Origin of the sequence: Bradyrhizobium sp. 6(2017) (assembly GCF_011058295.2) — a bacterium.
Lineage (GTDB): Bacteria > Pseudomonadota > Alphaproteobacteria > Rhizobiales > Xanthobacteraceae > Bradyrhizobium > Bradyrhizobium septentrionale.
The window spans coordinates 5,521,703-5,545,452 of the sequence record NZ_CP049289.2 but is presented as its reverse complement, the minus strand read 5'-3'; the positions used below and the strand labels follow the sequence as shown (position 1 = coordinate 5,545,452).

The 23,750-nt window shown below is 63.8% G+C and carries 21 protein-coding genes; 12 read left to right on the top strand and 9 right to left on the bottom strand.

All coding sequences use genetic code 11. The features are described from left to right. Positions 1 to 40 precede the first annotated feature (40 nt). The gene (locus tag G6P99_RS26000) at positions 41 to 277 is read left to right on the top strand and encodes a hypothetical protein (RefSeq protein ID WP_029082851.1); all 237 of its coding nucleotides are present in this window, start codon (positions 41 to 43) and stop codon (positions 275 to 277) included. Between the two features lie 116 nt (positions 278 to 393). Continuing rightward, positions 394 to 690 carry an antibiotic biosynthesis monooxygenase family protein gene (locus tag G6P99_RS25995; protein WP_029082852.1) on the top strand — a complete coding sequence of 99 codons (297 nt, stop codon included), beginning with the start codon at positions 394 to 396 and terminating at the stop codon, positions 688 to 690. Positions 691 to 697: 7 nt separating this feature from the next. Here the strand turns inward: G6P99_RS25995 and G6P99_RS25990 are convergent, their stop codons facing one another. After that, positions 698 to 1,840, bottom strand: coding sequence for an AI-2E family transporter (locus G6P99_RS25990; RefSeq protein ID WP_029082853.1), 1,143 nt, complete (start codon positions 1,838 to 1,840; stop codon positions 698 to 700). Between the two features lie 267 nt (positions 1,841 to 2,107). Here G6P99_RS25990 and G6P99_RS25985 point away from each other — a divergent pair, with 267 nt between their 5' ends. The 4 genes from G6P99_RS25985 (at position 2,108) to G6P99_RS25970 (ending at position 9,058) form a co-directional block, all read left to right on the top strand. After that, on the top strand, positions 2,108 to 2,878 hold the full coding sequence (locus G6P99_RS25985; protein ID WP_029082854.1) for a gamma-glutamyl-gamma-aminobutyrate hydrolase family protein: 771 nt from the start codon (positions 2,108 to 2,110) through the stop codon (positions 2,876 to 2,878). 1,597 nt (positions 2,879 to 4,475) lie between these two features. Then, positions 4,476 to 6,779, top strand: a complete 2,304-nt coding sequence (locus G6P99_RS25980; RefSeq protein ID WP_051346505.1) for a PAS domain S-box protein — start codon at positions 4,476 to 4,478, stop codon at positions 6,777 to 6,779. A 32-nt stretch (positions 6,780 to 6,811) separates the two neighbouring features. After that, positions 6,812 to 7,900, top strand: coding sequence for a dipeptidase (locus tag G6P99_RS25975; RefSeq protein WP_334261661.1), 1,089 nt, complete (start codon positions 6,812 to 6,814; stop codon positions 7,898 to 7,900). A gap of 90 nt (positions 7,901 to 7,990) precedes the next feature. Continuing rightward, entirely contained in the window at positions 7,991 to 9,058 is a 1,068-nt protein-coding gene (locus G6P99_RS25970) for an ABC transporter substrate-binding protein (protein ID WP_029082856.1), read from the top strand. 295 nt (positions 9,059 to 9,353) lie between these two features. On the opposite strand, the gene G6P99_RS25965 is transcribed toward G6P99_RS25970, so the two are convergent. Then, positions 9,354 to 10,583 carry an ABC transporter substrate-binding protein gene (locus G6P99_RS25965; RefSeq protein ID WP_029082857.1) on the bottom strand — a complete coding sequence of 410 codons (1,230 nt, stop codon included), beginning with the start codon at positions 10,581 to 10,583 and terminating at the stop codon, positions 9,354 to 9,356. A gap of 179 nt (positions 10,584 to 10,762) precedes the next feature. After that, positions 10,763 to 11,746: a GlxA family transcriptional regulator gene (locus G6P99_RS25960; protein ID WP_029082858.1), complete on the bottom strand. Its 984-nt coding sequence runs from the start codon at positions 11,744 to 11,746 to the stop codon at positions 10,763 to 10,765. A gap of 148 nt (positions 11,747 to 11,894) precedes the next feature. Between G6P99_RS25960 and G6P99_RS25955 the strand changes: the two genes are divergently transcribed. Beyond that, complete coding sequence (locus tag G6P99_RS25955) at positions 11,895 to 12,158, top strand: tautomerase family protein (RefSeq protein ID WP_029082859.1); 264 nt, start codon at positions 11,895 to 11,897, stop codon at positions 12,156 to 12,158. 172 nt (positions 12,159 to 12,330) lie between these two features. Here the strand turns inward: G6P99_RS25955 and glnA are convergent, their stop codons facing one another. Together glnA and G6P99_RS25945 are read right to left on the bottom strand one after the other, a co-directional pair. Beyond that, positions 12,331 to 13,740, bottom strand: a complete 1,410-nt coding sequence (gene glnA, locus G6P99_RS25950; RefSeq protein ID WP_029082860.1) for a type I glutamate--ammonia ligase — start codon at positions 13,738 to 13,740, stop codon at positions 12,331 to 12,333. Positions 13,741 to 13,891: 151 nt separating this feature from the next. Next, the gene (locus tag G6P99_RS25945; protein ID WP_011441447.1) at positions 13,892 to 14,230 is read right to left on the bottom strand and encodes a P-II family nitrogen regulator; all 339 of its coding nucleotides are present in this window, start codon (positions 14,228 to 14,230) and stop codon (positions 13,892 to 13,894) included. Positions 14,231 to 14,585: 355 nt separating this feature from the next. On the opposite strand from G6P99_RS25945, the gene G6P99_RS25940 reads away from it, so the two are divergent. The 3 genes from G6P99_RS25940 (at position 14,586) to G6P99_RS25930 (ending at position 18,302) form a co-directional block, all read left to right on the top strand. Continuing rightward, on the top strand, positions 14,586 to 16,085 hold the full coding sequence (locus G6P99_RS25940) for a bifunctional ADP-dependent NAD(P)H-hydrate dehydratase/NAD(P)H-hydrate epimerase (RefSeq protein ID WP_029082861.1): 1,500 nt from the start codon (positions 14,586 to 14,588) through the stop codon (positions 16,083 to 16,085). After that, positions 16,060 to 16,527 carry a GNAT family N-acetyltransferase gene (locus G6P99_RS25935; RefSeq protein ID WP_035977452.1) on the top strand — a complete coding sequence of 156 codons (468 nt, stop codon included), beginning with the start codon at positions 16,060 to 16,062 and terminating at the stop codon, positions 16,525 to 16,527. The genes G6P99_RS25940 and G6P99_RS25935 overlap by 26 nt, the downstream gene beginning before the upstream one ends. Positions 16,528 to 16,691: 164 nt before the next feature. Continuing rightward, positions 16,692 to 18,302, top strand: a complete 1,611-nt coding sequence (locus tag G6P99_RS25930) for a B12-binding domain-containing radical SAM protein (protein WP_029082863.1) — start codon at positions 16,692 to 16,694, stop codon at positions 18,300 to 18,302. A gap of 64 nt (positions 18,303 to 18,366) precedes the next feature. Here G6P99_RS25930 and G6P99_RS25925 read toward each other — a convergent pair whose 3' ends face one another. After that, positions 18,367 to 19,194: an oxidoreductase gene (locus G6P99_RS25925; protein ID WP_029082864.1), complete on the bottom strand. Its 828-nt coding sequence runs from the start codon at positions 19,192 to 19,194 to the stop codon at positions 18,367 to 18,369. 101 nt (positions 19,195 to 19,295) lie between these two features. On the opposite strand from G6P99_RS25925, the gene G6P99_RS25920 reads away from it, so the two are divergent. Beyond that, entirely contained in the window at positions 19,296 to 20,261 is a 966-nt protein-coding gene (locus tag G6P99_RS25920) for a LysR family transcriptional regulator (protein ID WP_029082865.1), read from the top strand. 67 nt (positions 20,262 to 20,328) lie between these two features. Here G6P99_RS25920 and G6P99_RS25915 read toward each other — a convergent pair whose 3' ends face one another. After that, a complete protein-coding gene (locus tag G6P99_RS25915; protein ID WP_029082866.1) occupies positions 20,329 to 20,670 on the bottom strand; it encodes a hypothetical protein in 342 nt (113 codons plus the stop codon). A gap of 295 nt (positions 20,671 to 20,965) precedes the next feature. Here G6P99_RS25915 and G6P99_RS25910 point away from each other — a divergent pair, with 295 nt between their 5' ends. Then, on the top strand, positions 20,966 to 21,748 hold the full coding sequence (locus tag G6P99_RS25910; protein ID WP_165128985.1) for a tetratricopeptide repeat protein: 783 nt from the start codon (positions 20,966 to 20,968) through the stop codon (positions 21,746 to 21,748). A gap of 30 nt (positions 21,749 to 21,778) precedes the next feature. On the opposite strand, the gene G6P99_RS25905 is transcribed toward G6P99_RS25910, so the two are convergent. Both G6P99_RS25905 and G6P99_RS25900 read right to left on the bottom strand, forming a co-directional pair. Beyond that, positions 21,779 to 22,489 carry a hypothetical protein gene (locus G6P99_RS25905; protein WP_029082868.1) on the bottom strand — a complete coding sequence of 237 codons (711 nt, stop codon included), beginning with the start codon at positions 22,487 to 22,489 and terminating at the stop codon, positions 21,779 to 21,781. A gap of 171 nt (positions 22,490 to 22,660) precedes the next feature. Continuing rightward, entirely contained in the window at positions 22,661 to 23,746 is a 1,086-nt protein-coding gene (locus G6P99_RS25900; RefSeq protein WP_029082869.1) for an enolase C-terminal domain-like protein, read from the bottom strand. Positions 23,747 to 23,750 lie beyond the last annotated feature (4 nt).

The following is a 23,750-nucleotide window of genomic DNA, read 5'->3' as shown; positions in this document are numbered from 1 at the left end:
GGTAACGACCGATTAACCATTCGATCCCATGCTTTCGGGCATGGAGTCGATCCGCACCCGCAATCCGCAGTCAGCCCTGATGTCGCTCGAAGCCGACGCGGTTTCGGCGCGCAGCGGCTTCGCCTGCCTGTTCTCGAACTCCGATGAATACGAGACCGCGCTGATCGCCGAACGGCGCGCGCAGGGCCGATACCAACAGCCCAGAAGCCGCTGGCCGGTCGTGATGCTCCTCGGCGCGATGCTGATGGTTGTCGGTACCGTATTGCTGTTCAACTGAACCGCCGCAGGATCGACAGAGGAGGCGCCCCTCGCGGGCGCCTTTTGCTTTTTTACCGGCTGGGCTAGAGACGGGGCCTTTCCCACGGGAAACCAATAAAGGGAGGCCACAGCCCAATGATCACCGAAATCGCACAGATCGACGTCAAGCCCGGCAGCGAGAAGGATTTTGAGGCCGCGGTGGCCAAGGCGCGCCCGCTGTTGCTGCGCGCCAAGGGCGGCAAGGGGTTTGAACTGCACCGCTCGATCGAGAAGCCGTCGCGCTACCGGCTGGTGGCGAAGTGGGAGACGCTCGAGAACCACACCGTCGATTTCCGCGGCTCCGAGGATTTCACCGCCTGGCGCGCGCTGGTCGGCCCTTATTTCGCGGCGGCGCCCGAGGTCGAGCACACCGAGACGGTGCTGACCTCCTGAGGCGGGTTTACGCGACCTGCGCAGGCGCCTGATCCTCCGCCTTGAAATGGTCGATCATCACCTTGGCGATCGCCATCAGCGGCAGCGCCAAGGCCAGCCCCCAGATGCCGAACACGACGCCGAGCAGGATCTGGAACGCGAACAGCGTCGCCGGCGGGATGTCGAGCGCCTGCCGCTGCACGATCGGCGTGATCACGTAACTCTCCAGCGCGTGCACGCCGAGGAACAGGATGAACGCGCTGAGCGCGGCGATCCATCCCGAGGCGAGGCTTGCCAGCACCACGATCAGTCCGGCAATGATCGCGCCGACGGTTGGAATGAAGGCCAGCAATCCGGCCTGGATGCCGAGAATGAACGAGCTCGGAATGCCGATGATCGCAAGCCCGATCCAGGTGACGAGGAACACCGCCGCCATTGTGATGATCTGCGCGATCAGCCAGCGTTCCAGCGTCTCGCCGATGCGGTCGACGATGATGGTGGCCTGCGCGCGGTATTTGGCCGGCGCGATGAACAACAGCCCGGCGCGGTAGATGCTGGGCTGGGCCGCGAAGGCGAGTCCTAGAAACAGCACGATGAAGAAATTGCCGACGACGCTGACGGTGCCGAGCAGCACCTTCAGCGTCTGGCTGATGATGGCGCCGCCGCTTGAGGCAAGCGCGCCGGCCCCGGGGATGCCGTGCGACTGCGACGCCGCGGGCGCCGTTGTCGTCGTCGCCACGCCGGTGCCGTCGGGTTTCGCTTCGCCTGCCGCATTGGTGAAATCGAGATAGCTGGTGTCGACGCCATGCTGCTCGAGGAATTCCTTGACGCTGCCGAGCTGCGATTTGATCGTGTTGCTCAACACGGTTGCCTGCTGCGCGATCGTGGTGCCGCCGAGGAACACGATGCCGGACAATAGTCCGGCCATCGCCAGGCAGACGATCGCAAGCCGCAACGCGTGAGGCAGCCCGGTCAGCCGGCCGAGCAGGGCGGCCATCGCGTTCAGGCCGACGCCGAGCAGCATGCCGGCGAACAGCAGGAACAAGGTCGCGGCGAAATGCCAGGCGAACATCAGCAGCGCGGCGAACAGCACGGCGCCGATGCCTCCGACGGCGATCGCCCACGCCATGTCGTTGCGGGCCTGCAGGCGATTGTCAGCCGGGTCTGTCACGGGTGATTCCCCCTTTGCGACGGTGTCCTAAGCAGTCATTGGCGAAAATCCCGCCGGGATCAAGCTGGGCGGATCGTGCTGGTTTGCCGCTGACGCTGCGGCGCCGGGGCGCAACTGACCGCATTTGGGGCCCCGGGGGGCGCTCGTCTGTGCAGAGCTGCAAGCCCCCCTCTGCAGATATAGACAGTTGATCCGGCGGGAACTCGAAGGCATGATCGTCTCCGCAACGTCGCAAACTTAGAAGAATCATTGCGCGAGACTTCGATAATGAGACGGCCCGTGGTCGGCGTGATCGGAAACGCCCATCGCATCGAAAATCGTTTCACAGTCCAGATGGTCGGGGAGCGCAACCTTCGCGCGGTTGCCGATGTGTCGGGTGCGGTGCCGTTGATGTTCGCAGGCAGCCCCGACATTACCGACGTCGGCGCCTTGCTCGACGTGGTCGACGGCGTCGTGCTGACCGGGGCCCGCGCCAACGTCCATCCGACGCGCTTCAACACCGAACCTTGTGCCGCGCACGAACCCTATGACCTCCACCGCGATGACGTCGCGCTCGCGCTGTCGGAGGCCTGTGTGGCGCGCGGCGTGCCGATCTTCGGCATCTGCCGCGGCCTGCAGGAGATGAACGTCGCGTTCGGCGGCTCGCTGCATCCGGAGATCCGGGAGATTCCGGGCCGCATGAACCACCGGATGCCGCGGCTGGACAACGGCGAAATCCACCCCGATCCCACCGTGGTGTTCGCCGACCGCCACGATGTCGCACTGACGCCGGGGGGCGCCTTCGCAAAGATCCTTGGCCGCGAGACCATCCGGGTCAATTCGCTGCACGGCCAGGGCATCCTCGAGCCGGGCAGGCGGGTCGTGATCGAGGGCATTGCCGAGGACGGCACCATCGAGGCGATCCGCATCGCGGATGCCGCGGGCTTTGCGCTCGGCGTGCAGTGGCACGCCGAATACGATCCGCAGCGCAATCCGATCAACCGCGCGCTGTTCGAAGCCTTCGGCGACGCGCTGCGCGAGCGGCGGCGGGCGGCGTAGGGCGATTTCACCGCGATCCAGGGCAAATTCGATGTCATCACCCGCGAAAGCGGGTGATCCAGTATTCCAGAGACGCTGGTGCCTGAGCCGAGAGGCCGCGGCGTACTGGATCGCCCGGTCGAGCCGGGCGATGACAGGTGAGGATGGGCATACAGCTTCGCATTCTCGCGACATGATTTGCCCGAGCTTTGTTCTTCGTTCCGCCCTCTCTTGAAGAGGGTGCAGGGAAAGCCGGGTGCCGATCGCACCCATGGGCCCCGAGCAATGGGTAGAGAGCTCGGGGGTAGGACCACAGGTGTAACCGGAGCAACCCGGCTTTCCCTGCGCGATGGGTTACGGCTTACTTCGTGCTCTCCCCGGCGAGACTGGGCTTGTTTGTCACCGCCTTCGCGAAAACGCTTTCGCGCCTTGCGAGGGGACACCGGCCGCTAGGGCGTCAGGACCACACGACTTCACCGTCCGCATCACGTGCTCTCGTCAGTCACACGCTCAGCGTCCACCGCATCCCACACCGCGTTCGTGACGACCGCGAAGCGCCCCTCGATCGGGTGAGACGAACAGTTCATACCCTGAGTTGGGTATTCCGGGAAACAGAAATATTTTGGCTGCGCGGGATTGACAGGTTTTGCTGAGTTGCCCGTCGGGTTGTTTTGTCGCAGCCCGATCCCGCGGGGACGGTTATTGGACACTTGTCAAGTTGAGGTAACCCGGGAGGGCATCTCCCTTGCCGCCTTTTGCCGATACAATGAAATTGCGTTCCAGATCGGAGCGCTGTGATTGGGACGGCTTCGGCGCCCGCCGCCCTAGCCCCGGAAGACGCGCCGGCGGCCGTCCCGATTGCGATGTTCGCGAGCCCCGATAGCACAACGCCGCCCGCTTAAAATCCATGCGGTCGGCGTCGGCCCTAGCCCCAGGAAGGAACTGCAAAATCCTGGCTCTTGAAGTCTATATCCATCGTGGCAACGGGTAATTGGCAAAATCGGGTTACCACAGACGGATGCTCGGAGGGGCTGCTTGCCCCAAGCGAACAAGTCCCAGGACCTTCACGTCGGTTACCTTCACGTCGGTCCCACTCTCCAATTGACCAAAGAGTTGAGCCACGGCTCGGGGAGTACATCGCCCTGTCTCAACCACGAGTCGACCGTCGACATGGTGGCTTGGAGAGTGGGCAATCGCTTTTACGATCGCTGGCCAAATCTTAAAATCGCCTGCTGTCACTGCCCCACGCGGTTGCTGCGTTCAAACACACCAAGGTCTCTGGATTCATTTGAGCGACGTTGATCGGCGCGAGCACCCTTTGACTTCGTTCATCGCAGCTGACGCCGGCGGGCGTGTGCCCGCGTCGAGCGCGTAGTCGAGTGACCGCGGACGGATGGCGCGCTCCTGGAATGCGAGCATTCCAACTTGGCCATGGTGCCGCACGGAGCCGCTTCTTCTCCGTACTAATACGGATACGAAAGTGGCGGATCGCCGGCCCGGACTCGGCTAAGCAACTAGGCGCTAGCCACCGGATATTGCCCCGGCGCCGACAATCCTTTCCGGATACTGTTTTTCCTTTTCCATTTTCCGGTGCAGCCGACACGATGAGTTGGTCGTGATGAATTTGTCGGGCCGTCTGGCGATGGGGATGATGCTTCCCGTCGTCGCGCTCCTGCTTGCGCTGGGCTTCATCCATGGCGTCACCTGGCCCGGCATTCTGCTCGCCGGCGGCGCGATTATGGTGGTGTTGATGACGGCTGAGATGATTGCGAGGTCGCTGTCCGGAACGCCTGCCCAGCTGGTGCGGGCGGCGGAGGCGTCGTCGCGCGGCGAGCAGGCTCCGATACGCTCAGCCGACAGCGACGAGACCGCCGAACTCGCCGCCACGCTTGCCGAACTGTCGGCGCAATTGGGCAGCAGGCAGCACCTGCTGGAGAAGACCGTCGAGAGCATCCGCGATCCGGTGGTGGTCGCCGATGAGCACGGGATGGTCGTGATCGCCAACGCCGCGGCGCGGCGGCTGTACAGTGTCGAACCCGGTTTTGACACCCTGACCGGCGTTCGCACCTTCCAGAACTATTATCCCGACGGCACGACCGTGATGCCGATCGCGGACACGCCGATGGCGCGTTCGCTGCGCGGCGACGACGTCGACGATTTCGAGCTGATCGTAAGGCCCCAGGCGCCGGATCCGGAGGTCTGCCTCGTCGCCAATGCGCGGCCGCTGCGCGACGATGCCGGCAATCTGCGCGGCGCGGTCGCCGTGCTGCACGATGTCACCGCGCAACGGCGGGCGCACCAGGCCCTGGTCGAGGGCGAGCAGATGGCGCAGGCCATCATCAGGACCGCGCTCGATGCCTTCGTCCAGACCGACCAGGACGGCATCATTCTCGACTGGAGCCCGCAGGCCGAGGCGCTGACCGGCTGGACGCGGTCCGAGGCGGTCGGTTACCGCGTGGTCGAACTGGTGTTTCCGGAGGAGCTTCGCCTTGCGCACCGGCAGCGGATCACCCGCTTCCTGCAGGAGACCGCGGCCGGCGGCATGGGCATGCGCTATGAAACCGCGTCCGTGCACCGCGACGGCCACCGGTTCTATGTCGAGGTGTCGCTCAATGCGCTGCGCCGCGGCGATGGCTGGATCATCAATTCCTTTGTCAGGGACGTCACCCAGCGCCGGATCGCCGAGGAGCAGTTGATCCAGGCGCAAAAGACGGAATCGCTCGGGCGGCTGACCGGCGGCATTGCGCACGACTTCAACAACATGCTGACGGTGATCACCGGCACGATCGAGATCCTGGCCGACGGGGTCAAGGACAACCCGCAGCTTGCCGCGATCGCCAAGCTGATCAGCGATGCCGCCGATCGCGGCGCGCAGCTCACCTCGAGCCTGCTGGCATTCGCGCGCAAGCAGCCGTTGCAGCCGGCCGAGACCGACGTCAGCGACCTGATCGGCGAAGTGGTGCGGCTGCTGTCGCAGACGCTGGGTTCGCAGACCGAGATCAGGACGGAGCTCGGCCGCGACGCTTGGCTCGCCTTTGTCGACCGCGGTCAGCTCGGTGCGGCGCTGGTCAATCTCGCCATCAATGCGCGCGATGCGATGCCCGATGGCGGCGCGCTGACCTTTGCGACCCGCAACATCCAGCTCGGGATTCCCGAGGCGGTGGCGCACGGCGTCGAGCGCGCCGGCGACCATCTCGTGATCGAGGTGATCGATACCGGGGTCGGGATTTCGCCGTCGCATCTGGAGAAGATCTTCGATCCGTTCTTCTCCACCAAGGAGGTCGGGCAGGGCACCGGGCTCGGGCTCAGCATGGTGTTCGGCTTCGTCAAGCAGAGCGGCGGCGGGATCGAGGTCAGGAGCGAGCGGGGGCGCGGCACCAACTTCAGGATCTATCTGCCGAAGGCCGACGGCATCGCGCAGCGCGCGGCCGAGGAGGACGATCTGCCGGTCAAGGGCGGCAACGAGACGATCCTGTGTGTCGAGGACGACCCCACGATCCGCGACTACGTCACGGGCCAGCTCGAAAGCCTCGGTTACAAGGTGCTGGTCGCGGCGAATGCCGACGCCGCGCTCGCGATCGTCAACCGCGGCACCGCGTTCGATCTGTTATTCACCGACATCGTGATGCCCGGCAGCATGAACGGCCGGCAATTGGCTGATACGCTGATGGCCGGGCGTCCGGCACTGCGGGTGTTGTTCACCTCGGGCTACAGCGATGGCGTGCTGCCGGCCCAGCAGGGCCGGAGCGGCCATGGCATTCCGCTGCTGACAAAACCCTATCGGCGCAGCGAGCTGGCGCGGATGCTGCGGCGCTGCCTCGACCTTCAGGTCGACTTCCAGGGCGATCCGGTTCCGCAGCCTTACTCCGTGCAGCCCGATCTTGAACGCTTCCTGCGCGAGAATCCGCCGGACAAGAAATAGGGTGTGGACCCGTCAGCGTTGCCGTAGCCTGAGTGAGGCAAGTTGGACGAGAGGGCAGCGCGGTGCAGGCAAGCGGCAAGGTTGCGATCTTCGATGGCCACAATGACGCCGTTCAACACCTCGCCGAATACCGGGAAGGCGGGCGCGATTTTCTGATGCGCTCGGAGGAAGGCCATCTCGACCTGCCGCGTGCGCGCGAAGGCGGCATGATCGGTGGTCTGTTCGCGATGTTCGCCGGGGCGGAACATCCGCGGGAGGGCGGTGTCACGCGAACGGCTGACGGATACGAGGTCCGTCTCGCGGACCCGCTCGATCCGGCTTACGCGCGCCGCACCATCAATGCGCAATTGAGTGCGCTGGAGACCATGGTGGCCCGCGCCGGCGGAAACATCCGATGGGCGCGAACCGTGGATGAGATCGAGGCGGCACGCGAAGACGCCGCATTCGCGATTGTATTGCATCTGGAGGGCCCTGAAGCTATCAGCGCCGATCTGGACGGGCTGGAGCAGCTCTACGCTCGTGGCCTGCGCTCGCTTGGGCCGGTCTGGAGCCGGCCCAATATCTTCGGCCATGGCGTGCCGTTTGCCTTTCCGCGCTCTCCCGACACCGGTCCCGGTTTGACGGACGCGGGGAAATCGCTTGTGAAGGCCTGCAACCAGCTCGGCATCATGGTCGACGTGTCTCACCTCAACGAGCGCGGCTTCTGGGACGTCGCTGCAATCAGCACCGCGCCCATCGTGGCGACCCACGCCTGCGCGCATGCGATCTGCCGTGCGACGCGCAACCTGACCGACCGGCAGCTCGACGCGGTCAAGGCGTCAGGAGGCCTCGTAGGTTTCAATTTCAGTGTGTCCGAAGTGCGCCCGGACGCGCAGCGTGATCCGGACATCCCGATCGAGACGGTGGTCGATCACCTCGGCTACCTGGTTGAACGAATGGGTGACGACCACGTTGCGCTGGGGTCCGACTTCGATGGCGCGCTCATGCCCCTCCCGGTCAAGGATGCCAGTCATCTGCCGAACCTGATCCAGGCCCTGCGCGCGCACGGCTTCGATGACGCCACGTTGCGCAAGATCGCCTTCGACAATTGGATGCGGGTGTTCCGCCAAAGCTGGCGATGAAAACCGCTGCACATTTCCATCGATCATGATCTATCATCGCTGCACAACAACGGCGCGGCCGGTCAACGGCCCGATCTCAGGGAGCATGGAATGCAGGACCGCAAATGGTCGAGACGCGATTGGCTCAAGGCGACGGCGGCAACCGCGGCCGGAGTGGTGTTCGCCGAACCCTTAAGGGCGGCCGCGCCGCCGGCCGAGGCGGTGACGCCGGAGCTGATCGCAGCCGCCAAGAAGGAAGGCAAGATCTCGTTCTACAGCGCGCTTGAGCTCAACACGGCCGAGCGTCTCGCGCGCGACTTCGAGCAGAAATATCCAGGCATCAGCGTCCGCGTCGAGCGCTCCGGCGCCGAGCGGATCTTCCAGCGCATCGCGCAAGAGCAGGGCAGCGGCATCAATGCCGTCGACGTCGCCAACTCGACCGACCCTGCCCATTATCTCGACTGGAAGAAGAACGACTGGCTCGCCGCCTATGTGCCCGAAGAGGTCGCAAAGCATTTTCCCACCGACCAGATCGATCCCGACGGCACGTCAGCGACATCCTGCGCCTGGTTCGAGGTGATCGGCTACAACACCGAGCAGGTGAAGCGCGAGGAAGCGCCGAAGAGCTACGCCGACCTGCTCGATCCGAAATGGCGCGGCAAGATCGTCAAGGGCCACCCGGGCTACTCGGGCGCGATCATGACCGCGACCTTCGTCTTGGCGCGCGATCTCGGCTGGCCCTATCTGGAGAAGCTCGCGCAGCAGCGGGTGATGCAGGTGCAGTCGGCGGCCGATCCGCCGAAGAAGATCCTGCTCGGCGAGCGCGCCGTCATGGCCGACGGCAACGACTATAATCTTGTTCTGGCCAAGGATCAGGGCAAGCCGGTCGAGGTGATCTATCCGACTGAGGGCGCGCCGCTCATCATCGTGCCGAGCGGCATCTTCAAGAACGCGCCGAACCCGAATGCGGCGCGGCTGTTCCAGAGCTATGTCTTCAGCGCCGAGACCCAGCAGCTGCTGGCCGACGAGTTCGCGCACCGCTCGTTCCACGGCAAGGTGAAGGAAAAGGCCGGCCACGTGCCGCTCGGCAAGCTCAAGATGCTCAAGGCCGATCCGGCCCAGGTGCAGGCGCAGAGCGAGGAGATCAAGGCGAAGTATGCAAGGCTGTTCCGGGTGTAGTCCGATCGCAGGTCCGTAGATTCCATGGGGCGGTGAGCGTGGCCTTTCCGATAGGTTTGGGTTTCCACACTCGAACCATCAGAGAAGTCAGATGCAAGCATCGACCGCAGGCACGCCCACCGCCAGTCATTGTGGCACAATTTTCGTTGCGATCGAACTCAGTCAAAAGACATGGCTTGTGACGCTGCACAGCCCGGACCGGGATCGGATGGGGAGGGCGAAGCGAAACCCATCGCCCCTGCGCAAGGCGTGAGATGGTGGATATCGCTTCGCTTCACCCCTCCTACTGATCGCGCTAACCTCCTACTTCCGCGCTGAGAATGGGCCCGAACAGCTCCCATCTCTCGCCCTTGAATCGTCTGAGCTGCATCTGCTTGAGCGGAGCGAAGTCGATCGGACTGGTGTTCATCGTGATGCCCGGCAGCAGGTTGTTGGTCCTGAAGTCCTTCAGGTTCGCGGCCTGCTTCATCACGTTCTCGCGCGTGAGATCGTCGCCGCACTGCTTGAGCACCTGAGCCAGCGTCTGCGCCACATTGTAACCCGTCACCACTAGGCTATCGGCCCGATTGCCCTCGGGGAAGTATTTGGAGAGGTATTCGTCGAACGCCTTCATGCCGGGGTCATCCTTCCATTGTGGATCGAGCGGATCCATCAGATAGGCCACCGAAATGATCCCCTGCGCGTTCTCGACGCCGGCAGGCTGGATCACGGCGCCGATCGAGGAACCGACCGAATTGAGGATGTGTAACGGCTTCCAGCCGATCTCCGCCGCCTTCTTGATGGCCTGCGCCGCGAATTTCGGCGTGGCAATGTCGACGAATACATCGGCATTCAGTGATTTCATCTTGACGATGTGTGTGTCGATGGTCGGCTCGGCCACCTCGTAGGTATCCTCGGCAACGATCATCGACGCCGCCTTGTCGCCGAGGCCATCCTTCAGGCCTTTCAGGTAGTCCTTGCCGTAGTCGTCGTTCTGGTAGAGCACGGCGATCCTGCCGCCCGGCTTTTCTTTCAGGATGTGCTTGGCGTAGATTCGTCCCTCGCTCTGATAGCTGGGCTGCCAGCCGATGGTCCACGGGAAGTTCTGCGGATCATTCCACTTGGTCGCACCGGTCTGGATGAATAGCTGCGGCACCTTCTTCCCGTTCATGTACTTCTGAATGGCGCTGTTGGATGCTGTGCCGAGTGCGGCGAAGATCAGCAGGACCTCGTCGCCTTCGACCAGCTTGCGCGCCTGCTCGACGGCTTTCGGCGGACTGTAGCCGTCGTCATAGGATATGAAGGTGATCTTGCGGCCATTGATCCCACCCTCGGCGTTGACCTTGCGGAAATAGGCCGCCTGAGCCCGGCCGCTGGTGCCATAGGCGGATGCCGGTCCGCTGTAGGGCATGATGTTGCCGATCTTGATTTCCGTGTCGGTTGCGCCGGTGTCGTATTTCTTCTGGGCAAATGCGCTGCCTGCACCGGCAGCGAGGATGATGATGGCGGTCGAAAGCGCCGCCATTCGTCGTGCGACGAAAGACATCTCGTTTCTCCCCATGCATAAATGAATGTGTCTGTTTTTATCGGAAGCCGCTTTCGGGTCCTTGCAGCTAGTGAACACCCGGCCCCGATTATTGTCGATCCCGAAGCACCAGCCGGTGTGCCGGTTCGCGTCACCTCATAGGGTTCGTCAGTGTTGCTGACCGTAGTCTTCCGGGATTGCTACGATTGTGCCGCGCGCATCGATCGCTGTGCGCGATAGGCCTGGGGCGAGGTCAGCGTGAGCTTGCGGAAGGCTTTGCGAAAGCTGCTCTCGTCTTCATAGCCGGTGGTGCGGGCGATGGTCTTGATCGGTTGCGTCGTCGTCTCCAGGAGCGTGCGGGCGTGCTCGACGCGGCGGCGCATGATGAAGGCCTGCGGCGGCTCGTGGGTCAGCTCGCGGAAGCGGCGGTTCAGCGTGCGTTCGCTGAGGCCCAGCGCATGCGCGAGGCGGCGCACCGTGATCGGCGCGTTGCCGGTGCGGCGCACCAGCATGTCCGCCTTCATCAGCATCGGGTCCTGCGCGAGCATGTAGCCGAGCGGCATGAAGATCGCTTGCGTGCGCTGCGCGGTGTCGATCACGGCATAGTCGGCGCAGACCTTTGCGACCTCCGGGCCTTCGACGATCTCGATCAGCCGCAGCAGCAGATCGACCCACGACATCGGGCCGGCGGCGCAGACGATGCGGTCGGCCTGGGTGAGGACGGCGTCGCTGGCGAGATCGACCCTGGGATGGCGGCGGCGGAGCTCGCTCTGCAGCCACCAGGTGATGGTGGCGCGGCGGCCGTCGAGCAGGCCGGCATTGGCGAGCAGCAGCACGCCGCTGCAGAACGCGCCGATCAACTTGCCGCCGGCATGTTGCTGGCGCAGCCAGGCGCCGGCACGGTCATATTGCGGTTGCAGGCGCTCGGCGGTCAGGTGATCGACCAGGCTGCCCGGCACGATGATCGCGTCGCAGGCCGTCCGCCTGCTGACGGCGCCGTCGACCGCGAGCAGCTTGCCGCCGCCCGCGCGCACCGCCTTGCCGTCGAGCGAGAGCGTCTGCCAGGCGAAGCGCGCCTTGCTGCCGCGCAGCTCCATCACATGGTTGGCGAGGGTGAGGATGTCGGCGATGCCGGCGACCGCCGACTGCATGCAGCCTTCCAGGGCGAGGATCGCGAGTTTCATGGGACCTCCACAGCCGGCATCCTAGCCGATCGGCGCGAACGATGGTGGCGGATATTGCCCGATCTCTGTCCGATCGGCCACTGCCTGAATGGTGCTGCGTCGGTCCATCTTGGTTGCGTCGTCACCACCTCAGCAATGGAGAGAGACCATGCCTTACGTCACCATTTCCACCGTCCGCGGCATCTTCGATGTCGCGCAGAAGAAAGTGCTGCTCGAGCGCGTCACCGACCTGATGGTCGAGGTCGAGGGGCAGGGCAACCCTGACTTCCGCCGCAACGTCTGGGTCAAGATCGAGGAAGGCGAGCCGGCGAGCTGGTCGCTCGGCGGCATGATCCCGACGCCGGACATGATCGCGGGCAGCTTCGGCGCGCTCGACGCCGGCGGGCGGCGGGTCGCGAAGGTGAAGGCGTAACCGACGCAGCAACAACAAACTTCGTTGGATGGGTAGAGCGAAGCGAAACCCATCGCGCTGGTGCAAGCCTTGGGATGATGGATTTCGCTGCGCTCTACCCATCCTACAGATCGCCAAAACAAAAGGCGCTTCCGACGGAAGCGCCTTTTGCATTCGTGAGAAGCCGTAAAGCTTACAGCGAGTAGTACATCTCGAACTCGACTGGGTGCGGGGTCATTTCGAAACGGGCGACCTCGGTCATCTTCAGCTCGATATAGGCGTCGATGAAGTCGTCGTCGAACACGCCGCCGTTCTTGAGGAAGGCGCGGTCCTTGTCGAGGTTCTCGAGCGCCTCGCGGAGCGAGCCGCACACGGTCGGGATCTGCTTCAGCTCTTCCTTGGGCAGATCGTAGAGGTCCTTGTCCATCGCCGGACCCGGATCGATCTTGTTCTTGATGCCGTCGAGGCCGGCCATCAGCATCGCGGCGAAGCCGAGATAGGGATTGGCCATCGGGTCGGGGAAACGCACCTCGACGCGCTTGGCCTTCGGGTTAGCGGTGTAGGGGATGCGGCAGGACGCCGAGCGGTTGCGCGCCGAGTAGGCGAGCAGCACCGGAGCCTCATAGCCCGGGACCAGACGCTTGTAGGAGTTGGTCGACGGATTGGTGAAGGCGTTGATCGCCTTGGCATGCTTGATGATGCCGCCGATGTAGTGCAGGCAGGTCTCCGACAGGTCGGCGTACTTGTTGCCGGCGAACACCGGCTTGCCGTCCTTCCAGATCGACTGGTGGACGTGCATGCCCGAGCCGTTGTCGCCATAGACCGGCTTCGGCATGAAGGTGGCGGTCTTGCCGTAGATGTGGGCGACCTGGTGGATGCAGTACTTGTAGATCTGCATCTGGTCGGCCATCAGCGTCAGCGTGTCGAACTTCATGCCGAGCTCGTGCTGGGCCGAAGCGACTTCGTGGTGGTGCTTCTCGACCTTGACGCCCATCTTGCTCATCGCGCCGAGCATTTCGGAGCGCATGTCCTGCACCGAATCCTGCGGCGGCACCGGGAAGTAGCCGGCCTTGGTGCGGATACGGTGGCCGAGGTTGCCGCCCTCATATTCGGTGGCCGAGTTGATCGGCAGCTCGGAGGAATCGAGGCGGAAGCCGGTGTTGTAGGGCTCGGCCGAATAGCGCACGTCGTCGAACACGAAGAACTCGGCCTCGGGGCCGACGAACACGGTGTCGCCGACGCCCTGCGACTTCACCATCGCCTCCGCCTTCTTGGCGATGCCACGCGGGTCGCGGTTGTAGGGCTCGCCGGTGGTCGGCTCGAGCACGTCGCAAACGATGACCATGGTGGTCTCGGCGAAGAACGGGTCGATCGTCGCGGTGAGCGGGTCGGGCATCAGGCACATGTCGGATTCATTGATCGCCTTCCAGCCGGCGATCGAGGAGCCGTCGAACATCTGGCCTTCGGCAAAGGTGTCCTCTTCGATCATGCCGACGTCGAAGGTCACGTGCTGCCATTTGCCGCGCGGATCGGTGAAGCGCAGGTCGACGTATTTGACGTCGTTGTCCTTGATCGATTTCAGGACGTCTTTGGCGGTCTTCATGAATACCCCTTTTGGATTTGCGGGCCGGTTTCCAGCGGTGAGCGACGTTATTCTCGCTTTTGGCGAGTTCGTGTGACTGCCCAAACGAAATCAGGCTGCCGAAGCAGCCTTTATTTCTCTTTGCGTCAGAAATTCCCGGATAGCACCGGGCTCAAATAGCGTCCAGCCCGGATTCGCCGGTCCGGATGCGGATCGCCTCCTCGATGTTGGAGACGAAGATCTTGCCGTCGCCGATGCGTCCGGTCTGGGCTGCGCGGCGGATCGCGTCGATCGCCTTCTCGACCAGATCGTCGCCGATCACGATCTCGATCTTCACCTTGGGCAGGAAGTCGACGATGTATTCCGCACCGCGATAGAGTTCGGCATGGCCCTTCTGGCGGCCAAATCCCTTGGCCTCGGTCACGGTGATGCCTTGCAGTCCGACTTCCTGGAGCGCTTCTTTCACCTCGTCGAGCTTGAAGGGCTTGATGATGGCTTCAATCTTCTTCACTGAGCGCCTCCCGGGCATTGCAGATTGCAGGGTCGAGTTCGATGCGCGTGGGGCGCAGTCTAGGTTGGTCTTGAGCCTTCCGGCGCCGGGCCGGAAACACGCGCAATGGTCGCATAGAGCGGCACTGCGCGCGGCTTCCTCAAAAGCAGGGTCTATGCCAAGTTGTGAAGACCCCCGATTTCGGAATGTTATCAGCCTTTTAACAGGCAACCGGCTGATATCGAACCACATGGGCTATGATATCCAAGCCTAACAAATAGGCAAATAGATCAATCCATATGCAGTTGGCCAGCAGAAACCCCGCGAACGTTACAGGAATTGCCTCTCGAAAAGGCGAAGCGATTGAGGATGCGGCATGGACGTTCTGACCACGACGGAGATGGAGCGTGCCGACCGGCTGACCATCGCGGCCGGCACGCCGGGCTTCTCGCTGATGATGAGCGCAGGCCAGGCGGTCGCTGAAGCCGCGATGGAGCTGGTCGAGGAGGGGCCGATCGTCGTGGTCGCCGGCCGCGGCAATAATGGCGGCGACGGCTTTGTCGCCGCCGCCGAGCTCGCCGCGCGCGGCCGCGAGGTCTCGGTGATCCTGCTCTGCGAACGCGACAGCCTGCACGGCGACGCGGCGCTCGCCGCCAAGGGCTGGAAATATCCGGTGCTGCCGTTCAACCCGCAGGCGCTCGGCAAGCCGGCCTTGATTATCGATGCGCTGTTCGGCGCCGGCCTCAACCGCCCGGTGAAGGGCGATCCGCTGGAGATGATCACGGCCATCAACGCCAACGGTACGCCGGTGTTGGCGGTGGACCTGCCGAGCGGCATCAACGGTACATCAGGCGCTGTCATGGGTGCGGCCGTGCAGGCCACCGAGACCGTCACCTTTTTCCGCAAGAAGCCGGCGCATCTGTTGCTGCCGGGCCGGATGTATTGCGGCCGGGTCCGCGTCGCCGATATCGGCATCGATCCGCAGGTGCTCGACGAGATCAAGCCGCTGACCGCGGAGAACCTGCCGCAGGTCTGGCGCTGGTCGTTTCCGGTGCCGCGGATCGACGGCCACAAATACGCAAGGGGGCATGCCGTCGTGGTCTCCGGCGATCTCGCCTCGACCGGGGCGGCGCGGCTCGCCGCGCGCGCGGCGCTGCGCGCCGGCGCCGGCCTCGTGACGCTGGCCTCGCCGCGCGATGCGCTCGCCGTCAACGCGGCGGCGCTGACCGCGGTGATGGTGCGCGCGGTCGACAACCCGATCCAGTTCGCCGAGTTGCTCGACGACAAGCGCCTCAACGCCTGCGTGATCGGACCTGGCGCCGGCGTCAGCGCGCGCACCCGCGACTTCGTCCACACCGCGCTGTCGGCACAGCGGCATCTGGTGCTCGATGCCGATGCGCTGACGAGCTTTGCCGGCACGCCGGACCGGCTGTTCGAGGCGATCAAGGCCGCCGACGACCTTGGGGTGGTGCTCACCCCGCATGACGGCGAGTTTCCGCGGCTGTTCAGCGACATCTCCAACAAGCATCCCGGCCGCTCCAAGCTCGAGCGCGTGCGCGCGGCGGCCGAGCGTTCCGGCGCGGTGGTGCTGCTGAAAGGCGCCGATACGGTGATCGCCTCTCCCGACGGCCGCGCCACCATCGCCGCCAACGCGCCGCCGTGGCTCGCCACCGCCGGTGCCGGCGACGTGCTCGCCGGCATCATCGCGGGCTTCCTGGCGCAGGGCGTCGCGGCCTTCGAGGCGGCGAGCATCGGCGTGTGGTTGCACGGCGAGGGCGCCAGCGAGGCGGGGCCCGGCCTGATCGCGGAGGATCTCACCGAGGTGCTGCCGGCCGTGTTCCGCCGCCTCTATGACGAGTTCGGGATTGAGTATTAGGCAACTCGCGCTTGCCGACATGGACGCCGCCGCGCGCGTGCATCGCGCGGCGTTCGATCACGCGCTGCCGTGGCTCGCCGGCCTGCATACGCCCGACGAGGACCGCTGGTTCTACCGCGAACGGATGTTTGCGGCGTGCACGCTGTGGGGCGCCTTCGACGGCACGGCAATGAGCGGCGTGATCGCGTTCCGCGACGACTGGATCGAGCAGCTCTACGTGCTGCCTGCCGTGCGGGGAAGCGGCATCGGCGGTGCGCTGCTGGAGATCGCGAGGCAGGGCGCGGACCGCCTGCAACTCTGGACCTTCCAGCGCAATGCGCGGGCGCGGCGCTTCTACGAGGCGCGCGGCTTTGCGCCGGTCGAGCAGACCGACGGCTGCCGCAACGAGGAGAAGGAGCCGGACGTGCGTTATCTCTGGACGCGCGGGCCGGCGGGTGAGTGACATCGATCGTATTGACTGACCGCAGGCAGGTCCCGGACGGGACGGAGTTTACGGTGAGGCGAAAGATCATCTGGCAATCCGCCACCTTTTGAGCACTTAATGCCTGTACCGACGAGCAAATGTACCCTTGAGCCTCGAAGCTGCGTGGTACGGACCGGAGCAACATGACGAGTCCCTGCCGCGTCCTCATGATCTATCCGAAGTTCGTTCCGGAATCGTTCTGGAACTACACGGAAGCTTGCGAACTCGTCGGCGCGAGGTATCCGGCGGCGCCACTCGGACTGATCACCGTCGCCGCCATGCTGCCGAAGCATTGGGAGATTCGTCTCGTCAACCGTAACACCGAGCCTTTGACGGACGCGGAGCTGACGGACGCGGAGCTCGACTGGGCCGATCTCGTCATGATCGGCGGTATGCTCAATCAGCAGCCTGATTTTCTCCATCTGATCGATCTCGCCCACCTGAACGGCAAGCCAGTATGCGTCGGTGGGCCTGATGTCTCCTCGAGCCCGCACCTTTACGCGGATGCGGACTTCCAGGTGATCGGTGAGGCCGAACATATCATCGCGGAATTCATCGCCGCTTGGGAGCGTGGCGAGCGCAAGGGCGTGTTCACCGCCGAGAAATTCAAGATCGACGTCACGCTAAGCCCGATGCCCCGCTACGATCTGATCAAGTTCGATCATTATCTCTTCATTGGCGTGCAATATTCGCGTGGCTGCCCGTTCACCTGCGAGTTCTGCGATATTATTGAGCTGTATGGTCGCGTGCCGCGGACCAAGACCCCCGATCAGATTCTCGCGGAGCTACAAGCGCTCTACGATCATGGTTATCGTGGGCATGTCGATTTCGTCGACGACAATTTCATCGGCAACAAGAAAAACCTCCGCATCCTGCTGCCGCGGCTCAAGGCCTGGCTGGAAGAGCGCGACTATCCGTTCGAGTTCTCGACCGAAGCCTCGATCAATATCGCTGATGACAGCGAGCTGTTGCAGGCAATGAAGGACGCGAACTTCTTCGGAATTTTCGTCGGCATTGAGAGCCCGGATCCAGAGACCCTCGTGCAGATGAAGAAAAAGCAGAACACCAGGCGCAACATCGCCGAGAGCGTTCACAAGATCTACGACTATGGCATGTTCGTCACCGCGGGTTTCATCGTCGGGTTCGATACCGAGAAAGTCTCGATGGCGCAGGCGATGATCGACTTCATCGAGGAGGCGAGCATTCCAGTCTGCATGGTTGGACTGCTCTATGCGCTGCCTGGCACACAGCTGACGCGGCGGCTGGCCCAGGAAGGCCGCCTGCACGAAGGTCATGATCTCATGAAGGTCGAGCAGGCCGGCGACCAATGCACGCTCGGCTGCAATTTCGACACCAAGCGTCCTCTTCGTGACATCCTTGTGGATTACAAGGCTGTGCTCGGGCACGTCTACAGCCCGGCGGCATATGCAGGACGGCTGTCGCGGCTTGCCGCCATGCTCGACCGCTCCGACCGGCGCCGCGACCTGCCGGATGGCGACGTGCGCACAAAGCTTGGCGGCATCGAGGGCGTGCACAAGATCATGCGGACCCTGCCGGAGGTCCGCGAGCCGTTCTGGAAGACCTTTGTCGAGGTCGCCAAGTCCAATCCAGGCGCGCTGCGCTACATCGTGATGCTGATGGCGCTGTACTTGCACTTCGGGCCGTTCTCGAAGCACGTGACCGGTGAGATCGACCGCCGGATTGCCGAGTTGGATGCTGCGCCTCCGGTGAGGGTCACTGCGCTTGCGCAGTGAGTTGTTCAAGGATGCCGTTTGATGGACGGCAGAGTTCGCTCGACTCTTGGGCGGCTGATGCAACTCAGGCAACGTCGGTAGAGAGCGAAACGCTCTTCCACGCATCGAATTCGGCCTGCAGCAGTTTCATTTTTTCCTCGACCAGCCGCACGGCATCGCTGCCGAGCAGCAGATGCGCCGGCGGATCGGCCGACATTGCGAGTTTCAGCATCGCCTCCGCGGCCTTTTTGGGATCGCCGACCTGCCAGCCACTCAGTTCCATACGACGTTTGCGGATCGGATCGATGACGGCGTCATAGTCTGCGATCGACCGTTCTGCTCGTACCATCGATCGTCCAGCCCAGTCGGTGCGGAAGCCGCCGGGCTCGACCGCGGTGACCTTGATGCCGAGGTCCTTGACTTCCTTGCCAAGGGACTCGGAAATCCCTTCCAGCGCGAACTTGCTGCCGTGATAGTAGCTAAGACCCGGCATCGTGATGATCCCGCCCATCGACGTGATGTTGAGGATATGCCCGGCGCGTCGTTTGCGCATGAAGGGCAGCACCGCCTGGATCATCGCCACCGCGCCAAACACGTTGACCTCGAATTGGCGCCGCAGATCGTCGATCGATGACTCCTCCAAGATGCCCTCGTGGCCATAGCCGGCATTGTTCACCAGAACGTCGATCGCGCCGATCCTGTTCTCGACCTCGGCGACCGCGGGCGCGATGGCTTCGGAGTTGGTGACATCAAGGATCACCGCGTGCAAGCCCGCGCCGAGCGCTTCGAACTTTTGCTTGTCGTTCTCGCTGCGCACGGTGCCGGTGACGGTATGACCGTCACGCAATGCGGCCTCGGCCAGTGCGCGGCCGAAGCCGGACGAAACGCCCGTGATGAGGAAAGTCTTTGCCATGGGAGATGCCCTTCAGAACCAGATTGCGGGCTCGATATAGTCGGTTTGATTAATGCAATAATCGGCATAGAGTGACATGACCTGATGCAGGAAATCGAACAATGCAGCATGCCGGTCTTTTCGAGCTGAACGCGGTCGTCGCGATCTCGGCGCATCGCAGCTTTCGCGCAGCCGCGACGGAACTCGGCATCTCGCCCTCGGCGTTGAGCCATGCCATCGCCGGGCTGGAAAAGCGGCTTGGCGTGCGTCTCATCAATCGGACGACGCGCAGCGTCGCGCTGTCGGAAGCGGGAGAGCGTTTCCTCGCCAGGGTCAGTCCCGCGCTGCGCGAGATTGCCGGCGCGATGGAGGATGTGAACGAGTTTCGCGACACGCCTGCGGGAACGCTGCGCATCAATCTGAAGGAGCGCGCCGCGCACCAGATCCTTCGCCCGGTCGTCGCAAAATTTCTGCGGCACTATCCTGACATGAACGTCGAGTTGACCCTGGAAGGACGTCCCATCGATATTGTCGCGGAAGGTTTCGATGCCGGCATCCGGCTGGCCGAAGCCGTGCCGCAGGACATGGTCGCGATTCCCTGCGGCCCGGAAACGCGCTTCATCGTCGTTGGCGCGCCCGACTATTTCGCACGTTGTTCGGTGCCGCGGTCTCCGCTTGATTTGCTCACCCATGAATGCATTCGCAGACGGATGCCGAGCGGCAAGCTCTATCACTGGGAGTTCGAAAAGCGCGGCGGCGAGCAGATGGTGCTGGATGTCCCGGGCAGGCTGACCCTCGACAATGACAGCTTGATGGTCGAAGCAGCCCTCGAAGGCGTGGGACTGGCGTTCGTGAGCGATTTCTGGGTAACCGGGCATCTCGCCGCCGGAACGTTGCGAGCCGTGCTGGACGCCTGGACGCCGCCATTTCCTGGCTTGCGTCTCTATTATCCGCGGCACCGGCACATGACCGCCGGGCTTCGCGCTTTCGTCGACATGATACGGGAGGAGACGAAGTTGGCCGCCAAGGGGGGCGGGGTTCATTCAACCTCAGCCAAGCCATCGGGCGATCATCGCGAACGCGCTTGAGCTGCCGGGTGCCGTCGAGGCCGCTCGGGGCGATACTTTGCGAGAGGCCGCGCTACCCGACGTCTTTTCATTCCGCGGCGGAAATCAGCGCGGATTGGTTCACCCGCGTCTCGCCCTTGAGGTTGTCGACGGTGATGTGCGTGTCGTACCAGGTCAACCGCGGCCGGGCTCCGAACCGTTCAGTCAGCTCGGCGATCTTGGCCTCGGTGAACCAGGCCTCGGCCGCCGCGCGGGTCTCCCACAGGTAAACACCGCCGGTGCCGGTCTCGCCGTTGAGATAGTCTTTGCGGATCAGCCCTGTTGTCGCGAGATTTCGATAAACAGGCGCGGAGCCCATGCCGCCCTTGATGGCTTGTTCCTCGGTTCGCTTCGGGAGGTCGAATTGAACGATGACGATGCACTGTGCCATCCTGGTTCTCCGATCTGTCACATGGTGTCAGGTTCGTTCGGCGGCACGCCGATCAGCCACGACCATACAAGATCGGCCGTATCCTTGTCCCGCATAGATCCAATCATCCCTCCGCTTCCGGCGGGGACGCGCGGGGAGGCTCGCGAAGTGCTCAACTCCCCCTGACACGGGACTTTTGGTGGACGCGTGGGAAGAGGCGGGCTAAAGCCCCACGACATTCCCTTGCATCCCGTGAATCCCGCTCGTGAGTGCCACGCAGAACAATTTCCTCGCTCAGGCGCTGCAACAAGGCGCAATGGCGTTGCGGGCGCGACAGTTTGCTCAGGCCGAGCAGATTGCCGCCAGCATCCTGAAATCCAACCGTACCGACAGGAACGCGGCGCTTCTGCTGGCGCATGCCCTGATGGGACAGGATCGGGGAGGCGAGGCGATCGGATCGCTGGAACGGATCGCGCGTCGCGGCGACGACGGCGAAGTCGAGACCCTGCTTGGCGCCCTGCTGTGCGGCGCCGGCCGCGCGGCCGATGGCATCGCGCAACTGCGCCGCACGGTCGCGCGTCGGCCGCCCTATTTTCCCTCGTTCCAGGAACTCGCGGGTCAGCTTGTCAAGGTCGGTCAACGTAGCGACGCCATCGGCATCGTCGAATCCGGCCTTGCGCTGGCGCCCGCCAATGTCGACCTGAAGCTCAGCCTGGGACGCCTGTTTCACGAGAACGGTGAGCTCGGCAAAGCGCTCAGCATCCTGACCAGCGCCCGCAACAGCGCGCCGGGACGCCCTGACATCGTCAACGAACTTGGCCGGATCCTGATCCTGCACGGCGACTACGCGGCTGCGGCCGATGCTTTCCGCCAGGTGCTCGCGCAGTATCCGGACGACCGCTCGGTCCGTGCTCACCTCGCCACCTGCCTTCTCGAGCAGGGCGACCGCAATGCCGGTGAGGCGGCGTTGCGCTCGGTCACGCGTGGCCAGCCGCAACTGCTGGGCCGCGCGACATTCGTGATGGCCGCATCATCGCATGGCCGCTTCTTCTTCGACCGGAGCGCGGCGGCGAAATTCCTCGGCGTGGAATCGAGCTGAACGCTTTCTGCGACACGCTTTCGCCGCGCCTCAGGCCCGGAAGTTTCTCCGGTAGAGATTGGGCGTTCGCCGAAGCTCAGCGCGGAATTCGTCGACGCGTTTGGCTTCCTCCGCGGTGAAGGGCGATGCCTGCGCGGACCAGCTGTCGCGCTTGACTGGAATGCATTGCGCGATCGGAGTCCCTTTCGGCAGCACGCCTTTGAAATTACGGTCGTGCCAGTACGCCGGAAAGTGCACCCAGTTGTCGGCATAAAGGTCGGAATTGACCAGGCCGCTCAGCGTGGTGAACGGAAGGTCGAAGCGATTGACGGGATGCGTGAAGTAGACGGCGTAGCCTTCAGGGGCTTCGACGGTCCACAGATTGTGGAATTTGATGAAGAAGCGGCCTTCTTCAAACAACGGCGTGCCGCTGACCTGACCCGGGTCGTGGAAGCCGATCGGCGAACGCGGAAATTCGGGCGTGCCTCCCGGCGGCAGGTCCTGGTCCCAGGTGATTTCGCCGTTTTCGACCCTGAGGTCGCAAACCAGCGGCAGCAGGAATCCGCAGGTCATCGCATCCACGAACGGCGGACAGCGCTTGATGGTGTCCTCGTCGTGCAGGTTGATCGAAGAGTAGGCGGTCGCCGGCATCGTCTTGAGCCAGTCCGGAACGCCCTGCGCTGCCGGCACGGGCGGCGGTATCAGGCCTTCAAGCTCCGTGGGACAGCGAAACTTGAGCGTCAGCTTGTTGGTGTTGGACATGGGGCGCTCCGATGTCCTGACGGCCTACATGAATACGTCGCAAAGGTGAAGCGCACGATCGATCGATGGTGGGCGCGTAGAATGGGTAGAGCGCAGCGAAACCCATCACCTTATCGCGCCGAAAGACAGTTGATGGGTAGCGCTGCGCTCCACCCATCCAACCGGCGCGTGCTAGCTCACGAAATATTTCGCGACTGCCGGCTCGTTCCATTCGATGCCGAGCCCGGGACCGCGGGCGGTCATCGCGCCATCGGTGATCTCGGCGGGCTTTGCGAGGATCGCGCCGGCGAAGTCGAGGAATTCGAGCCAGTGCGCGGTCGGCGTCACCGCGAGCAGATGCGCGCTGACCTCCGCGAACAGATGGCTCGACATCGGGATCGATGCGGCATCGGCTTGTCCCGCGACCTGCATCCAGCCGGTGACGCCACCGACCTTCATCACGTCGGGCATGATGAAGTCGGATGCGCCGGCCGCGATCGCCTCGGCAAAGCCGCGCGGAAACCACCAGTTCTCGCCGGCCTGGATCGGGGTCGGTGAGGTCTCGCGGACTTTTGCGTGACCGGAGAGGCTCTCCTGCGGCACCGGCTCCTCGATCCAGTGCAAATCGTACGGCGCAAGCCGCGCGATGCGTCGTGTGGCCTCCGCTGGATCGAGCGACTGGTTGAAGTCGATCATCAGCGCGATGTCGGGGCCGAGCAGGGCGCGCACGCCCTTCACGACGCGCTCGTCATTGGCGGCGTCGCCGTCGCCGCCCTTGATCTTGATGCCCTTGAAGCCTTGGTCGAGCGAGCGGCGCAGCGCACGCTCGTCGGCAACGGGATCGACCGCGCCGTAGCTGTCATAGGCCTTGATCGGCTTCACCGAGCCGCCAAGCAGCTCGGCCAGGGGGCGGCCGGCGAGCTGGCCGAGCACATCCCAATAGGCCATGTCGAGCCCGGACACGGCCATGCCGACCAGACCCTGCGCGCTGAGCAGCCGGAATTTGGCGTCCATCGCCTTCATCAGGTCGAACGGCGCGACCGGCTTGCCGATCAGCTCGCGGCCGATCTCCTCGATCAGATAGACAAGTGGTTTAAGTGTGAGCTTGCTGTAAGCGAAGATGTAGGTGCGGCCGGTAACGCCTTGATCGGTCTCGACATCGATCAGGATCAGCGGGCCGGAATCGATCACGCCGAACGCGGTCTTCACGGGGCGCTTGAGCGGCACCACGACGCTTCGTGCCTTCACTCCGCGAATCGCTGCAACTGTCTGGCCCATGGGC

Coding starts and splice junctions, on each gene's coding strand:
- G6P99_RS26000 (WP_029082851.1), top strand. CDS start 41: ATGGAGTCGATCCGCACCCGCAATCCGCAGTCAGCCCTGATGTCGCTC.
- G6P99_RS25995 (WP_029082852.1), top strand. CDS start 394: ATGATCACCGAAATCGCACAGATCGACGTCAAGCCCGGCAGCGAGAAG.
- G6P99_RS25985 (WP_029082854.1), top strand. CDS start 2,108: ATGAGACGGCCCGTGGTCGGCGTGATCGGAAACGCCCATCGCATCGAA.
- G6P99_RS25980 (WP_051346505.1), top strand. CDS start 4,476: ATGAATTTGTCGGGCCGTCTGGCGATGGGGATGATGCTTCCCGTCGTC.
- G6P99_RS25970 (WP_029082856.1), top strand. CDS start 7,991: ATGCAGGACCGCAAATGGTCGAGACGCGATTGGCTCAAGGCGACGGCG.
- G6P99_RS25965 (WP_029082857.1), bottom strand. CDS start 10,583: ATGTCTTTCGTCGCACGACGAATGGCGGCGCTTTCGACCGCCATCATC.
- G6P99_RS25960 (WP_029082858.1), bottom strand. CDS start 11,746: ATGAAACTCGCGATCCTCGCCCTGGAAGGCTGCATGCAGTCGGCGGTC.
- G6P99_RS25955 (WP_029082859.1), top strand. CDS start 11,895: ATGCCTTACGTCACCATTTCCACCGTCCGCGGCATCTTCGATGTCGCG.
- glnA (WP_029082860.1), bottom strand. CDS start 13,740: ATGAAGACCGCCAAAGACGTCCTGAAATCGATCAAGGACAACGACGTC.
- G6P99_RS25940 (WP_029082861.1), top strand. CDS start 14,586: ATGGACGTTCTGACCACGACGGAGATGGAGCGTGCCGACCGGCTGACC.
- G6P99_RS25935 (WP_035977452.1), top strand. CDS start 16,060: ATGACGAGTTCGGGATTGAGTATTAGGCAACTCGCGCTTGCCGACATG.
- G6P99_RS25930 (WP_029082863.1), top strand. CDS start 16,692: ATGACGAGTCCCTGCCGCGTCCTCATGATCTATCCGAAGTTCGTTCCG.
- G6P99_RS25925 (WP_029082864.1), bottom strand. CDS start 19,194: ATGGCAAAGACTTTCCTCATCACGGGCGTTTCGTCCGGCTTCGGCCGC.
- G6P99_RS25920 (WP_029082865.1), top strand. CDS start 19,296: ATGCAGCATGCCGGTCTTTTCGAGCTGAACGCGGTCGTCGCGATCTCG.
- G6P99_RS25915 (WP_029082866.1), bottom strand. CDS start 20,670: ATGGCACAGTGCATCGTCATCGTTCAATTCGACCTCCCGAAGCGAACC.
- G6P99_RS25910 (WP_165128985.1), top strand. CDS start 20,966: ATGGCGTTGCGGGCGCGACAGTTTGCTCAGGCCGAGCAGATTGCCGCC.
- G6P99_RS25905 (WP_029082868.1), bottom strand. CDS start 22,489: ATGTCCAACACCAACAAGCTGACGCTCAAGTTTCGCTGTCCCACGGAG.
- G6P99_RS25900 (WP_029082869.1), bottom strand. CDS start 23,746: ATGGGCCAGACAGTTGCAGCGATTCGCGGAGTGAAGGCACGAAGCGTC.